At 66.8% G+C, this 16,039-nt stretch carries 4 protein-coding genes; 1 reads left to right on the plus strand and 3 read right to left on the minus strand.

Features of this window, described 5'->3' with window-relative positions; all coding sequences use genetic code 11:
* Window positions 1-10: 10 nt before the first annotated feature.
* The 3 genes from pks2 (A5634_RS11995) to pks2 (A5634_RS12005) all read right to left on the minus strand — a co-directional run bounded on the left by pks2 (A5634_RS11995) (window position 11) and on the right by pks2 (A5634_RS12005) (window position 14,709).
* On the minus strand, window positions 11-6,307 hold the full coding sequence (gene pks2, locus A5634_RS11995) for a sulfolipid-1 biosynthesis phthioceranic/hydroxyphthioceranic acid synthase (RefSeq protein WP_065144288.1): 6,297 nt from the start codon (window positions 6,305-6,307) through the stop codon (window positions 11-13).
* 626 nt (window positions 6,308-6,933) lie between these two features.
* Entirely contained in the window at window positions 6,934-8,400 is a 1,467-nt protein-coding gene (locus tag A5634_RS12000) for a condensation domain-containing protein (RefSeq protein WP_081290381.1), read from the minus strand.
* 72 nt (window positions 8,401-8,472) lie between these two features.
* Window positions 8,473-14,709, minus strand: coding sequence for a sulfolipid-1 biosynthesis phthioceranic/hydroxyphthioceranic acid synthase (gene pks2 / locus A5634_RS12005; protein WP_081290382.1), 6,237 nt, complete (start codon window positions 14,707-14,709; stop codon window positions 8,473-8,475).
* A gap of 98 nt (window positions 14,710-14,807) precedes the next feature.
* Between pks2 (A5634_RS12005) and A5634_RS12010 the strand changes: the two genes are divergently transcribed.
* A complete protein-coding gene (locus A5634_RS12010) occupies window positions 14,808-15,923 on the plus strand; it encodes an NAD(P)H-dependent flavin oxidoreductase (RefSeq protein ID WP_065144272.1) in 1,116 nt (371 codons plus the stop codon).
* Window positions 15,924-16,039 lie beyond the last annotated feature (116 nt).

Genomic DNA, 16,039 nt, shown 5'->3' on the forward strand with positions numbered 1-16,039 from the left:
CGCAATCACGTCATGCCGACGCGCCTTCTTTCGGGGCCATCTTGTCGACGAGGTGATCTGCCAGTCCACGGACGGTGGTGATGTCCGCGGATGTGATGCGTACGCCGGTCTGCGCCTCGATGTGCGTGCGCAATTCGAGGTTGCCCAGCGAGTCCAGCCCGTACTCGGACAGCGGGTGATCGGGGTCGATGTTGCGACGCAGGATCAGTCCGATCTGCTCGGACAGCAAGCGCCGCAACCGGCCGGCCCACTCCTCGATCGGCAGCTCCGACAACTCAGCGCGCAACTTGCTCGAACCAGAACGCTTGTCGCCAGCGGTCTTGAACATCTCGAGGAACTTGCTTCGCGCCGCGAACGATGCGATCCACGGGGTTCCGATCAGCGGCGTGTAGCCCGAGTACGCCCTGTTGTGGCGCAGCAGCGTCTCGAACGCATACGCGCCCTCGTCCGGAGCAATCGCCGCTCCGCTGCCCTCAGCGAAGTCCGCGCCCCGACCGATCTCGCCCCATGCCCCCCAGGCGATCGCAGTGGCAGGCAGGCCCTGCGCCCGGCGCCAGTTGGTGAAGGCGTCCAGCCAGCTGTTGGCAGCGGCGTACGCGCCCTGGCCCGGCGAACCCAGCAAAGCCGCCGCCGAGGAGAACGAGCAGAACCAGTCCAGCTCCGCGGTGGCGCACGCCTCGTGCAGGTTCCACGCGCCGTACACCTTCGGAGCCCAGTCGCGGTCGATCAGGTCATCGGTGATGTTGGTCAGGACGGCATCCTCGACCACTGCGGCACCGTGCAGCACACCACGCAGCGGCAGCCCGGTGGCGGTGGCGGTCGCCACCAACTGATGCGCGGTCTCGATCTGCGCGATGTCGCCGCACGACACCACCACGTCGGATCCGATCGCCCGGATGAGTTCGATCGTCTCCAACGCCTTCAGCGTCGGCTGGGACCGCGAGCTCAGCACGATCCGGCCGGCGCCGGCGGCCGCCATCTTCTCGGCCAGGAACAATCCCAGACCGCCCAAACCGCCGGTGATGATGTACGACGCGTCGGGAAGGAAGACCGGCGCCTGCTCCGGCGGCAGGATCACGCTGCTGCGGCCGACCTGCGGGATGTCGAGGATGAGCTTGCCGGTGTGTTCGGCGGCGCTCATCACCCGGATCGCGGTTGCAGCTTCGGCCAGCGGGTAGTGGGTGGCCTCCGGCATCGGCAGCTTGCCCTCGGCGGTCAGCTGGTACACGGTGCTGAGGATCTCGCTGACCTGCTGCGGGTGGCTGACCGACATGACGCCCAGGTCCACGCCCCAGAACGCGAGGTTGCGGCGGAACGGGAACAGGCCCAGTTTGGTGTCACCGTAGATGTCGCGCTTGCCGATCTCGACGAACCGTCCACCCAGTGCCAGCAACTTCAGGCCGGCGAGTTGGGCGGCTCCGAAGACCGAGTTGAGCACGATGTCGACGCCGTAGCCGTCGGTGTCGCGCCGGATCTGCTCGGCGAACTCGATGGTGCGTGAGTCGTAGACGTGCTCGATGCCCATGTCGCGCAACAGCTGTCGACGCCGCTCACTGCCGGCCGTTGCGAAGACCTCGGCGCCTGCGGCGCGGGCGATGGCGATCGCCGCTTGTCCCACACCGCCGGTGCCCGAGTGGATCAGCACCTTGTCGCCGGCCTTGATGCGGGCCAGGTCGTTCAGCCCGTACCAGGCGGTGGCGTGCGCAGTGGTCACCGCGGCGGCCTGGGCATCGGTCATGCCCGCCGGCAGCTTGGTGGCCAGGCGCGCATCGCAGGTGACGAAGGTGGCCCAGCAGCCCAGCGGAGACATGCCGCCGACGTGGTCACCGACCTGGTGGCTGGTGACGTCGGGTCCGACCGCGCTCACCACACCGGCGAAGTCGGTGCCAAGCGCCGGCAGGATGCCGTCGAGGCTCTGGTATCGACCGAATGCGTTCAGGACATCGGCGAAGTTGATGCTCGACGCCGTCACCGCGACCTCGATCTGGCCGGGGCCCGGGGGAACCCGGTCGAACGCCGCGAACTCCATCGACTGCAGGTCACCCGGAGTGCGGATCTGCATCCGGACGCCGTCGCTGTCGTGCGCTGCGACCGTGGTCAGCCGCTCTTCGGGACGCAGCGGGGAGGGCAACAGGCGAGCGGTGTACCACTCGTCGTTACGCCACGCGGTCTCGTCTTCTTCGGTTCCGGCCAGCAGCAGCTGACGCACGACCTGCTCGGCGTCGGTCTGCTCGTCCAGGTCGATGTGGGTGGTGTGCAGGTGCGGGTGCTCGGCACCGATGACCCGCAGCAACCCGCGCAGGCCACCCTGCTCCAGGTTCGGGACATCATCGGTCAGCACCTGCTGCGCATCCCGCGTCACGACATACAGCCGCGGCGCTTCGCCCTGGACCTCTGCCAGCTCCGCGGCGATGCGGACCAGGTGGTGGACGTAGTCACCGCCACGCCGGGGGGACTCGCTCGCCGGCGCGCCGCTCGACGGTGCGGTAAGAATCACCACTCCGTTGAAACCACCGCGTTCCAGCTGGTCGCGCAGCTTGGCGGCCATCACCGGGTTGTCTCCGTCGGTACGCCAGGCCAGCGTGGCGGACTCGGCGTCGTGCAGCTTCATCGTGTCGGTCAGGCTCGTCGCCAACAAATCGGCGGCCTCGGCCGTGCTGATGAACAGCCAGGATCCGGGATCGGTGGTGGCCACCTCCGGCAACTGGCGCTGCTGCCACTCCACGGTGAGCAGCCGTTCGCCCAGCACACGAGCGCGCTCGCCGCTGGCCGAGACGCCGGTGCCCATCTGCAGTCCGCGCACCGTCAACACGACGGCGCCTTCCTTGTCCAGCAGGTCGAGGTCGGCCTCGACGGCTCCGCCGGTGGCCGAGGTCACCCGGGAGTGGCAGTACCGGGCCGTGTGCACGGGTCCGTGGACGCGCAGCTCACGAACCCCCAGCGGCAACAGCAAGCCGCCCATGCTGGCGATAGCAACGCTCGGGTGCGCCGCCACCGACTGGAAGCACGCGTCGAGCAGGGCCGGGTGCACGCCGTAGTTGGTCTGCTGGGTACGGATGACACTGGGCAGTGCGATTTCGGCCAAGACCGAGGTACCGGTTTCCTCGGCGGTGTGCGCAACCGACAGGCCGGTGAACGCAGGACCGTACTGAATACCGCACATGTCCAGTGCGTCGCGCAGGTCAGAGCCTTGCACGCGGCTCGGGTGCGCGGCTTGCAGGGACTCGATGTCCTGCGGGCCCGGGTGCGGCTCGTCGTCGGCGGCATGCAGCACCGCGGACGCGCGACGTGAAGAAACACCGTCCTCGATGGTCTCCACCACGAAGTTGAGTTCGTCGGGGACCTCAGCGGTCGCGGTCAGGGTGACTTTGGTTTCTTCGTCGAGCATCAACATCTGCTCGAAGCGGATGTCGCGTACCAGCGATCCATCACCGAAGGTGGTGCGGGCCGCCGCCAGCGCCATTTCGCAGTAAGCCGCGCCCGGCAGGGTGGCCGTGCCATGCACCTGGTGGTCGCCCAGCCACGGCAGGGCGTCGGTGCCGATCTCGGCCTGCCAGACGTGGCGCTCGGGCTCCTCCGGCAGACGCACGTGCTGACCCATCAACGGGTGCACCGCGACACTGGAACTCAGTGCCCGGGAGCTGTGCCCGTCGCGGCTCAGCATCAGCGTCCGGTGGGTCCACGCCGGCAGCGGAGCGTCGATGAGGTGCCCGTGCGGGTACACGACGGAGAAATCGACGGTGGCGCCGGTGGTGAACAGGTCACCGACGAAGCCGCGCAACCCGAACGGAAGGGGCTGCTCGCGCCGCATGGAAGCCAGTGCTGCCGCCGTCATATCGAGGCTGCGGGCGGTCTGGTCGACGGCGTGGGTCAGCAGCGGGTGCGGCGACAGTTCGCCGAACACGCGGAAGCCGTCCTCGAGCGCCGCCTGCACCGCCGCCGAGAACCGGACGGTGTGGCGCAGGTTGTCGACCCAGTAGTTGGCGTCGCAGTAGGGCTCTTCGCGCGGGTCGAACGAGGTTGCCGAGTAGTAAGGAATCCCGGGGCTTAACGGCTCGATGTCGGCCAGGACCTCGTACAGCTCATCCAGGATCGGGTCGACCTGCGGGGAGTGCGACGCGACGTCGACGGCCACTTCGCGGGCCATGACGTCGCGGTCCTCCCAGGCGGCGACCATTTCCCGGACGCTGTCGGTCGCACCACCGATCACGGTGGATTCCGGGGAGGCGACCACCGCGACCACCGCGTCGTTGATGCCGCGGGCCATCAGCTCCGAAAGCACTTGCTGCGCAGGCAATTCCACTGATGCCATGGCGCCGGAACCGGCGATCTTGGTCATCAGCTTGGACCGGCGGCAGATTACGCGGGTGCCGTCTTCCAGCGACAGGGCGCCCGCGACGACGGCCGCAGCGGACTCACCCATCGAGTGGCCGATGACTGCGGCAGGGTTGACGCCGTAGGACTTCATCGTCGCTGCCAGGGCGACCTGCATTGCGAAGATCGTCGGCTGCACACGGTCGATGCCGGTGACCTTCTCGGGTGCGGTCATCGCTTCGGTCACCGAGTAGCCGGACTCAGCGGCGATCAATGGCTCGATTGTGGCGATAGTTGCTGCGAACACCGGTTCGTTGGCCAGCAGATCGGCGCCCATGGCCGCCCACTGCGACCCCTGCCCGGAGAACACCCAGACCGGACCGCGTTCCTCCTGGCCCACGACTTCTGGGTAGAGGGCTTCGCCGTCGGCTACCTGGCGCAACTCGGTCACCAACTCCGAGGTGGACTTCCCCAGCACTGTCGTGCGCACCGAGCGGTGCCCGCGCCGGCGGGCCAGGGTGTAAGCCAAGTCCTGTGCGGCGAACTCGGTCGCGTGCGACTCGATCCAGTCGGCCAGGCGGGTGGCCGTCTGCCGCAGGCCCTCTTCTGAGGAGGACGAGAGGGGGAGAAGAAGGGTGTCGTCGTTGGCCGGGGTGGTGACCACTCCGTTGGGGGACGTCGGCTGGGGAGCCTGTTCGACGATCGCGTGCACGTTGGTGCCGGAGATCCCCCACGCCGAAACGGCGGCCCGGCGCGGTCCGTCGCCGGGTAGCGGCCACTCCGTGTTCTCCACCGGCAAGAAGAGCCCGGTCTCGATCTGCGCCAAGTCTTTGGGCAGGGTCTCGAAGTGCAGGTTCTTCGGGACGACGCCGTGCTGGACGGCCAGCACCGTCTTCATCAGGCCCAGCGCACCGGCGGCCGCCTGGGTGTGTCCGAAGTTGGTCTTCGAGGCGCCGATGGCGACTTTGTTGTCGATCGCGTAGACCTTCGACAGGCTGGTGTATTCGATCGGGTCGCCGACTGGGGTGCCGGTGCCGTGCGACTCGACCATGCCGATGGTGCTGGCGTCGACGCCGGCCGCCTCCAAGGTGGTGCGGTACAACGCGGCCTGCGCGTCGCCGGAGGGCATGGTGATGTTGGGGGTGCGGCCGTCCTGGTTGGCGGCGGTGCTGCGGATCACGGCCAGAATGCGGTCACCGTCGCGCTGGGCATCTTCGAGGCGCTTGAGGAGCAGGACCACGCAACCCTCGCCGGAGACGAACCCGTCGGCCTTGGCGTCGAATGCGTGGCAGTGTCCGGTGGCCGACAACATGCCACCCGCTGAGGCCGAAGCCGACCTGCGCGGCTCGAGCATGACGTTGACGCCGCCGGCGAAGGTCAGGTCGCTCTCGCCGTCATTCAGACTGCGGCAGGCCTGGTGGATGACGAACAGGCCGGACGAGCAGGCGGTGTCGACCGTGGATGCAGGTCCTTCCAGGCCCAGCGCGTGTGAGATTCGGCCGGAGGCCATGCTGAAAATCGTGCCGGGGTTCCCGTACGGGCCGTCGAAGGCATCCGAGGCGATCTGCACGAATTGGTAGTCGCCGTAGTTCAGTCCGACGAAGACACCGGTCTGCTTGGCGATCGTGTCCTTGGTCAGGCCGGCGTGCTCCATGGCCTCCCAGGCGGTCTCCATCAGCAACCGCTGCTGCGGGTCCATCGAGGTGGCTTCTTTTTCGCTGATGCCGAAGAAGTGCGGGTCGAAGTCGCCGACGTCTTCCAGGAACGAGCCCCACTTGCAGACCGATCGGCCAGGCACACCCGGCTCGGGGTCGTAGTAGTAGTCGGCATCCCAGCGGTCCGGCGGAATCTCGGTGACCAGGTCGTCGCCCCGCAGCAGCGCATCCCACAGCAAGTCAGGAGAGTTGATGCCCCCCGGCATCCGGCATGCCATCCCTATGACAGCGACCGGAGTGACGCCCGTCCTACCCACTAACTTCACCTCTCTGCCTATCCACAAGTTCTTATCACCGCTGCACGCTTCTATCAGCGCTTCGAGAAATTTCGCGGGGCTGAAATCGGCGCTGCAACACTGCAGCGCCGTAACCAGCTACCCGTCGACCCCCGTACCGAAGCAGTCCTCGCGAACTTGGTGCGATCAAAGCGTAGCTGGTCTGCTGCTCACGCGTGGAAAAATCGTGCGAACGTACAAAAATTTAACAACGAAACCCACGTGGACGCCCCGGGCCGCCTGCCGACCGGATTAGCTGTCCGGCGGGGACCCGGGAACTGCCTGGATTGCCCCTGAGTTCACCTGTCCCCATCACTCGCGTTGTGCGGCAGAGCAGTCCACGGTTCGCGGGCGCTGGCACGGTGGTGAGATCGGCGTATCCGGCCGGTGTCGCGGCGGTTGGCGCACGCAATCGAGCGAGGATAGACAACGGGCGATGTAACAAGGAACGCGGGAGACGCCAAGTTTGCTGGTGCCCCGACTAGCCGTGTGGTGTCATCGTCGGGGACCGCCAAACACAGCCCAATCCAAGAGCAATAATTCGGCACCTAGTGGCTCATTTTAAGTGTTTTCGGAATCGCCCGTGCGAGAATGAGCAATTTTTGCCACGCGAATCTGACCGGCCAGACTCAAGCCAGATACACATCTTCGCAGCTTGCGCTACCAGTCAATGGCGCTGCGACTTGTCGGTTGAGCTCGCGGCCCTCGGCCACCCGCAGATAGACCGACTTCATGGTGTGCAGGTATTGGGCAATGGACTCATACGCGACCGGATTGCTCGGGAAGGACGCGGTCACCGTGGTCTCTTCGTGGAACTTGTTAACCCACATGCAGACCCTTGCGGCGATCCGGCCGTCACTGAAAGCCCTGGTATTCATCTGGCCGAGCTGCGTGGAAATCACCGCAGACAGCGGCGGTACGCCGCCGTCCAGGAACGACAACATGGGAAAACCTCCCCGCGGAGGAGGCTTGCTGAGCCAGGGCGCCAGCTCCAGAACCCGCTCGAACGGCACATTGGCCAGGTGGGTGCTGGCGTCAAAGGCGGATTGGGCGTCGCGGGCGGTCTCGCCGAAGGAAAGGCCGACCGGCACGACGAACGGGGCGTGACCGATGAACCAACCGGTGGTCAGGAACTCCGTCGAGATGCTGCGGGTGCCGACGGGAGTCACGGCGTGGTAGGTCGTAGACCCGGTCAGTTCGTACTCGGTTTGGGCGGCGCAGGCGAACACGCCGCCGCTGAACCGGGCACCGGCCGCAGTGCACGCGGCTTCGAATCGAGCCGTTTGGTCTGCGTCCATAAGCCGCATGGACAACAAGTCACCGTTGGTCAGCAACGAGGTGTCGCCGAGCGGCAGCGGAAACGACGGCAGCGATCCGCCATTGCTCTGGAAAAACTCGATCCACTGCCGTATTTCCGGCGATTGGAGCGTCAGGGACGAGGTGTATGCCCGCTCGCGCAGGCAGTAGTCGGCGTAGCTGCCGGCCGGGGGGAGCGCGATGGGACCTTCGCCGTCCATCAGCGCGTTGTACATCGCCCGGATCTCCCAAAACACGCTGCCGATGAACATCGGGTCGACGTGCAGATGGTCGACGCTGATGCAGACGGTGAAGTGGTCGTCGCGCTGGATGATCGCGAACCTGAAGCAGTCCCAGTCCAGCGGGCTGGGCGTTCCCAGCAGATACTCCTGCCACTGCGTGGGCGACATTTCACCCTGTTGAATTGCGACCAGTTCGATATCAGCCGGGTCGGCGATGGTGTGCCGGACTATTCGTTCAGCTGTTGGTCCGGCGAACTCGAACCAACTTCGATATGTGTCGTGCCGGCGCAGGTGCGCGTTGAATACGTAGGTCATCGCGCGGATGTCGCACTCGCCGGGGATATCGAAGGCGATGACCAGCAGCCGCGACATGTCCAGGCCGCGGCGGCGCTGTTCGTGGAAGGCGCGCAGATGACGAGACTGGATATAGCTCGGTGGGACAGCGCTCGTCGGTGCCTGCCGTGCCTTTTCGCGCGACGTGGTAGCGGCGCTCCAGAGCCAGGCCACCCCGGGAGCCGGGACCCAGTCGCTGACTGTCCCGAGCCCCAGATGGCCCATGACCACCAAATCCGCTCCTAACGGCCAGCTGAAATGCGCAAAGCTAGGGTATTTCGTGTCGGTGGCGAACCCTCACATTGACACCGGAGCGTCGTGTGCGAGAGCGAGATTCTTGCGGAGTCGGTCGGCCAGGTCGCGCACTGTGGTGATATCGGTGGAGCTGAACCGAATTCCGGTCTCGGTCTCAATTCGGGTGCGTAACTCTAGATTTCCCAGCGAATCCAGGCCGTACTCCGACAATGGTCGATCCGGATCGACGCTGCGCCGCAGGATCAGGCCGACCTGCTCGGAGACCAATCGTCGTAGCTGGCTGGGCCATTCGTCGTCGGGAAGTTCCAGCAGTCGGGCACGGAGCCTATCGCCGTCGTGGCGCCGCCGCCCGTCGGCCGCGGCGGTGGCGAACATTTCGGCGAACTTGCCGCGTTGGGACAGTGCGGTGAGCCACGGTGACCTCGTCGTCGGCGTGTAGCCGGCGTAGCACCGGGTGTGACGCAGCAGGGATTCGAATGCGTAAGCCCCTTCATCGGGCGTGATCATCGCGGTGTCGCCGGCGTTGGCCAGGTTTGCGCCGCGGCCGATTTCGGCCCAGGCGCCCCAGGCGATAGCGATCGCGGGTCGGCCTTGTGCGCGAAGCCAGTGGGTGAAGCCGTCCAGCCAACTGTTCGCAGCGGCGTACGCGCCCTGCCCCGGCGAGCCCAACAGGGCGGCCGCAGAAGAAAACGAACAGAACCAATCCAGCGGCGCCGTTGCGGTGGCCTGATGAAGATTCCACGCGCCGTACACCTTTGGCGCCCAGTCCCGTTCCAATAACTCGTCGGTGATATTGGTCAGTGTCGCATCCTCGACGACCGCGGCCGCGTGCAGCACGCCGCGTAGCGGAAGCCCGGTGGCACTGGCAGTGGCGACAAGCCGTTGGGCAGTGCCCGGCGCCGCGATGTCGCCACATTCCACCACTACGTCGGCGCCGGTTGCACGGACGAGTTCGATTGTCTCCAAGGCTTTTCGGCTCGGCGACGAGCGGGAGTTCAGCACGATCCGGCCGGCACCGGCGGCGGCCATCTGTTCGGCGAGGAATAGTCCGAGACCGCCGAGTCCGCCGGTGATGAGATAGGAACCGTCGGGGCGGAAGACCTGAAGCTGCTCGGGCGGTACCACCACGGTGCCGGTCGCCGCACGAGGTAGTTCCAGGATGAGCTTTCCGGTGTGTTCGGCAGCACTCATTGTCCGAATAGCGTTGGCCGCCTGCGCAATTGGGTAGTGCCTTCGTTCTGGCTTGGGTAGCGTCCCGTCGGCGGCCAGGCGGTACACCTCGGCCAGTATCGTCTGCACTCGCCGTGGCTGGGTTGCCGCCATCAACGCCAGGTCGACGGCGTGCAGCGAGAGGTTGCGACGGAACGCGAACAGGCCCAACCTGGTATCGCCGTAAATATCGCGCTTGCCGATTTCGACGAATCGACCGCCAAACGCCAACAGGTCGATCCCGGCACGCTGCGCTGCTCCGGTGAGCGAATTGAGCACGATGTCAACGCCGTAGCCGTCGGTGTCGCGGCGGATCTGTTCGGCGAACTCGGTGCTGCGCGAGTCGTAGACATGCTCGATCCCCATGCCGCGCAGCAATTCTCGGCGTTGCGGACTGCCGGCCGTGGCGAAGATCTCGGCACCGAAGGCGCGGGCAATCGCGATCGCCGCCTGGCCGACCCCACCGGTGGCGGAGTGGATGAGCACCTTGTCGCCCGCCTCGATCCGGGCCAGCTGGTTGAGGCCATACCAGGCGGTGGCCGACGCGGTGGTGACGGCTGCGGCGTCGCCGTCACTCAGGTCCGTCGGAAGCGTGGTTGCCAACGCGGCATCACAAGTGACGAATGTGGACCAACAGCCGTTCGGCGAAATGCCGCCGACCCGGTCGCCGATCTCGCGCTCGGTGACGTCGGGCCCGATCGCGGTGACCACCCCGGCGAAATCCAGGCCGAGTTGTGGCTGCCGGCCGTCGAACGAGGGATAACGGCCGAAGGCGGCCAGCACGTCGGCGAAGTTGAGGCTGGATGCATGGACCGCGACTTCGATCTGCCCGGGCCCGGGAGGGTTGCGGCTGGCTTTGACGCACTCGATTGTCTGCAGGTCACCGGGGGTGCGGATGCGCAGCCGCAGGCCGCCCTCGCGATGGTCGAACGGCGTGCTTACCCGCTCGTCGGGGCGAAGCGGGGCCGGGCACAGGCGCGCAGTCCACCATTGGCCGTTGCGCCACGCCGTCTCGTCTTCGGTCGATCCGGTCAGCAGTTGGCGTGCGATTTTGGCCGGTTCGGTCCGCTCGTCGACGTCGATGTGAGTGGTGCGCAGGTATGGGTGCTCGGCGCCGACCACCCGCAACAGGCCGCGCACACCGACATGTGCGAGGTTGACCTGATCCCCGGCGAGCACGGCCTGGGCGTTTCGGGTCAGCACGTAGAGTCTGGGCGCTGCGTCACGCACCTCGGGCAATTCCCTGGCGATGTGCACCAGGTCGCGCACGTAGCCACTGCATTTTGGGTCTGGGTCGGCGGCTCCGGGGACTACGACGACACGGTTGAACCCGTTGGTCGCGAGCATGGCGCGCAGCTTCGCGTGCTCGTCCGGCCAGCGCAGGCGGGAGCAGTCCGCACCGCTGGACAGCAACGCCTCAGTCAGCGCGGTTGCCAGCGGATCTGGGTCGGAAGTTGTTATTAGCAAGCACTTTTCGGATATGTCGGCCGGTTCGGGCGGGTCGCCGCGGTGCCATTCGATGGTCAGCAGCCGCTCAGCGAGCAATCGGCTGCGGTCGGTTTCTTCGGAGAACCCGGTGCCCATGACCAGGCCGCGGACCGTCACCAGCACGGTGCCGCTTTCGTCCATGACGTCGATGTCGGCTTCGACATCGGTACCGCAGGCCGTCACCGTGGTGTAGCAGTAGTGGGTGGTACCCGGGGTGCACCGGGCAAAAGCACGCAACTGGCGCACACTCAGCGGCAACAGCAGGCCACGCCCGTTACCCACCGCGTCCACCGCCGGGTGGGCGGACACCGACTGAAAGCAGGCGTCTAGCAACGCGGGATGGATCCCATAACCCACCCGCTGCGAGCGGACAGTGCGGGGCAGGACGATCTCGGCAAGCACGGTGCTGATTGCACCCTCGGCAACGCGCGCGTTGGCCAGGCCGGTGAACGCTGGCCCGAACTGGATGCCGCGGTCAGCGAACCACCCCCGCAGTCGGGCGCCGTCGATGCGGCGAGGATGCGCGGCCAAGAGCGCCTCGATGTCATGGGTCGGCGGCTTCTGCTCGTCACTTGAATGCAGGACGGCCACAGCATGCCGCACCTTGTGGCCGCCGGATTGGGTTTCCACCACGAATTCGGTCTCGTTGGACGATCGCACGGTGGCGACGGCTCCGAGCGGCGTTTCGTGGTCGAGCAGCAGCATCTCCTCGAAGCGGATGTCGCGAACCTGAGCCCCCGCACCCAGCACAGCCTCGGCCGCGGCCAGCGCCATCTCGCAATAGGCGGCGCCGGGCAACGCGGCGACGTTGTTGATCCGGTGATCGGCAAGCCATGGCAGCGTGGCGGTGCCGACATCGCCCCGCCAGACGTGCCGCGGCGGTTCCTCCATGAGCTCTATGTGCACACCCAGGAGATGATGTGTTGCAACCAGATTGGCTGCAGCGGCGGCCGGTTGCCGGACGAGCAACAGCGGCCGGTTGGTCCACACGGGGAGCGGAGCGTCCACCAGGCGGCCGTCCGGCCAGATCGTGGCTAAATCCGTTGCGGCGCCGGCACTGTGCAGGTCGGCCAGCAACTCGCGCAAACCATGCCGGGCGTCCTGGCCGCGTCGCATCGCCGCGATCGCGGCCACCGGCATGTCCAGGCTGCCGGCGGTCTGCTCGATGGCCCGGGTCAGCAGCGGGTGCGGTGACAACTCGCAGAACACCCGGTGACCGTCCTCGAGCGCGGCCTTGACCGCCGCGGAGAACCGCACGGCGTGGCGCAGGTTGTCCACCCAATAACGGTTGTCGCACAACGCTTTTTCGCGGGGGTCGAACAGCGTCGCGGAATAGTAGGAGAGCAGGGCGCGGCGCGGTGTGAGGTCGGCCAGCACCTCAAACAGTTCGTCCAGGATCGGATTGACCTGCGGGGTGTGCGACGCCACGTCGACGGCGACTTCGCGGGCCAGCACGTCGCGCTCCTCCCACGCCGCAACGAGCTGACGCACCACGTCGCTGGTGCCGCCGATCACGGTGGATTGGGGCGAGGCGATAACGGCGATCACGACGTCCTTGACGCCGCGCCGCGAAAGTTCTTCTCGCACTTGCTGAGCGGGCAACTCCACCGCCGCCATCGCGCCGGCACCCGCGAGGCGCGCGCACAGGCGCGAGCGTCGGCAGATCACCCGCACGCCTTCTTGCAGCGACAGCGCACCGGCGACGACGGCGGCCGACACCTCGCCAAGGGAATGCCCGATCACCGCCGCCGGCCGGACGCCACGTGCGCTCAGCGCGGCGGCCAGTGCGACCTGCATCGTGAACAGCGTCGGTTGCACCCGGTCGATTCCGGTTACCGTCTCCGGCGCGGTCATAGCTTCGGTTACCGAGAACCCGGCTTCGGCTGCGATCAGCGGTTCGGCGGCGGCCACCAACCCCGCGAACGCCGGCTCGCAGGCCAACAGTTTGGCGCCCATGCCCGCCCACTGCGAGCCCTGTCCGGAGAACACCCATACCGGCCCGCGGTCGTCGAGGCCGACCGCGCTCTGTAATGGGTGATCGCCGTCGGCGAATTCGTAAAGGGCCTGCACCAATTCGGTGTTGTTGTCGGCGATCACGACCGTACGCACTGGCCGGTGGGCGCGTCGACACCCCAGCGTGTACGCCAAATCCGTAAGCGGTGGCCGGGTTTCGTCCACCCAGTCCGCCAACCGACGCGCCGACTGCCTTAATGCGGCTGCCGAAGTGGCCGACAGCGCGAACATCAGCGGATCGGTTGTGGTTGCGATCGCGGCCGGCGTCGGCGGCGCCTGTTCGAGGATGGCGTGTGCATTGGTTCCCGACATGCCGTAGGACGACACCGCCGCCCGTCGCGGGGTGTCCCGTGCCGGCCACGGCGTAAGCCGTTGCGGGACAAAGAGTCCGGTGTCGACGGCGGCGAGCTCATCGGGCAGTCGGGTGAAGTGGGCCATCGGCGGCACCACCCCGTGCTGCAGCGACAGAATCGCCTTGACGATGCCGACCGCCCCGGCGGCCGCCTCGGTATGGCCGAGATTGCTCTTCGCCGACGCGAGCGCGCAGGCATTTCCGTTGGCACCGTAAACCCTTGCCAAACTGCCGAATTCGATGGGATCACCGATTGGGGTCCCGGTGCCGTGCGCCTCGATCATGCCCACGGAGTCCGGCCCTACGCCGGCTGCGGTCAGCGCTGCGTGGTAGGCGAGTACCTGCGCGTCCAGCGAGGGTGCCGTGATGGTGTCGGTGCGGCCGTCCTGATTGGTTGCGGTGCCGCGCAGCACGGCCAGGATGCGGTCGCCGTCCCGCACCGCCTCGGGCAGGCGTTTCAACAGCAGGACCGCGCAAGCTTCGGAGCGGACGAACCCGTCGGCGTCGGCGTCAAAGGAGCGGCACCGCCCGGTAGGCGACAACATGCCCTGCCCGGAGGCGGACGCGAACAGCTGCGGTTCCAGCATCACCATGCACCCGCCGGCCAGCGCCAATTCGCTTTCCTGCTCGTGCAGGCTGCGGCACGCCATGTGCACGGCCACCAGGCTCGACGAGCACGCGGTGTCTACCGTGATCGATGGCCCGCGCAGCCCAAGCGCATATGACACCCGTCCCGAAGCCATGCTCAATGCGGTGCCGGTGAACCCGTAGGCGTCGCCCAGCGCGCCGGCAGCGTCGGTGACGTGGGTGTAGTCGTCATGACACATGCCGACGAAAACGCCTGTCAGCGAGTCCGCGAGCGACTTGGGCGCCAGGCCGGCGTGCTCCACCGCCTCCCACGCGGTCTGCATGAGGAGGCGGTGCTGCGGATCGATCGCAATTGCCTCGCGCTCGCTGATCCCGAAAAACTCTAAGTCAAATCCGGCGACATCGGTGAGAAAACCGCCCCAGCGCGACACCGACCGGCCGGGCATACCCGGTTCGGGGTCGTAGTAGTCGTCGGCATCCCAACGATCGGCCGGCACCTCGGTAACCAGGTCGTCGCCGCGCAGCAGCGCTTTCCAGAATTCGTCCGGAGAGTCGATGCCGCCCGGGAGGCGGCATGCCATGCCGATGACAGCCACCGCGGTGACCTGTCGCTGATCCACATCGGTCATCTTCCCTGCTCAGCCACCATCGACCGGGGACCAACGCGCCGACATTTCCGTTCCGACCGGCGACCTTGCGTCGCGCATCGGGGCGTAGCGTCGGCGGCATGCGAACCAGGGTTGCCGAAATGCTCGGCGTCGAGTTTCCGATCTTTGCCTTCAGCCACTGCCGCGACGTGGTCGCGGCGGTCACCAATGCGGGCGGGGTAGGCGTGTTGGGTGCCGTGGCGCACAGCCCAAAGCGGCTGGAAAGCGAGTTGAGCTGGATCGAAGAGCAGACCGGTGGCAAGCCCTACGGTGTCGATCTGTTGTTGCCGCCCAAGTACGTTGGCGCCGATACCGGCGGCATCAACTCACACCAGGCCCAGGATTTGCTCCCCGAGGAGCACCGCGCGTTCGTCGACGAGTTGCTCGCCCGCTACGACGTCACCCAGGTCGCCGACGAAGAGCCGGTACGCGGCGGGCTCAACATCTCACCCAAGGGTTACGAGCCGCTGCTGGACGTGGCGTTTTCGCACAACATCGCGCTGATCGCCAGCGCGCTCGGACCACCGCCGCACGACCTCGTCGAACGGGCGCACAGCCAAAACGTGCAGGTCGCGGCCCTGGCCGGAACGACCGAACACGCGCGCCGGCACGCGGCAGCCGGAGTGGACCTGATCGTCGCGCAGGGCACCGAAGCCGGCGGCCACACCGGTGAGGTCGCAACCATGGTCCTGGTTCCGGAGGTCGTCGACGCCGTCGCTCCGACTCCGGTGCTGGCAGCGGGCGGAATCGCCCGGGGCCGCCAGATCGCCGCGGCGCTGGCCCTGGGCGCCGAGGGAGTGTGGTGCGGCTCGGTGTGGCTGACCACTGAGGAAGCCGAGACCGCGCCGGTGGTCAAAGACAAGTTTCTGGCCGCGAGTTCGTCGGATACCGTGCGGTCGCGGTCCATGACCGGCAAGCCGGCGCGAATGCTACGCACGGCCTGGACCGACGAATGGGAGCGGGCCGACACACCGAACCCGCTGGGCATGCCGTTGCAGACGGCGCTGATCACCGACTCGCAGGTGCGGATCAACCAGGCGGCCGCCCATCCCGGTGCGAAGGCTCGCGAGCTGGCGACGTACTTCGTCGGTCAGGTGGTCGGTTCGCTGGATCGGGTGCGGCCGACCCGTGCCGTGGTGCTCGAGATGGTCGAGGAGTACATCGACACGATCGGACGACTCGACGGCTTGACATAGGGAACGCATAGGAAAATGTAACGTTGCGCACGTTCGCCGTTGCGGCGTTGTTTGCCCTGCTCAACGGCTATAAAGCTGGGCGATAGCTGTGGGCGTGCGTAGCGAAAGCATAAAGA

Source organism: Mycobacterium asiaticum (assembly GCF_001673365.1).
Classification (GTDB): Bacteria; Actinomycetota; Actinomycetes; order Mycobacteriales; family Mycobacteriaceae; genus Mycobacterium; species Mycobacterium asiaticum_A.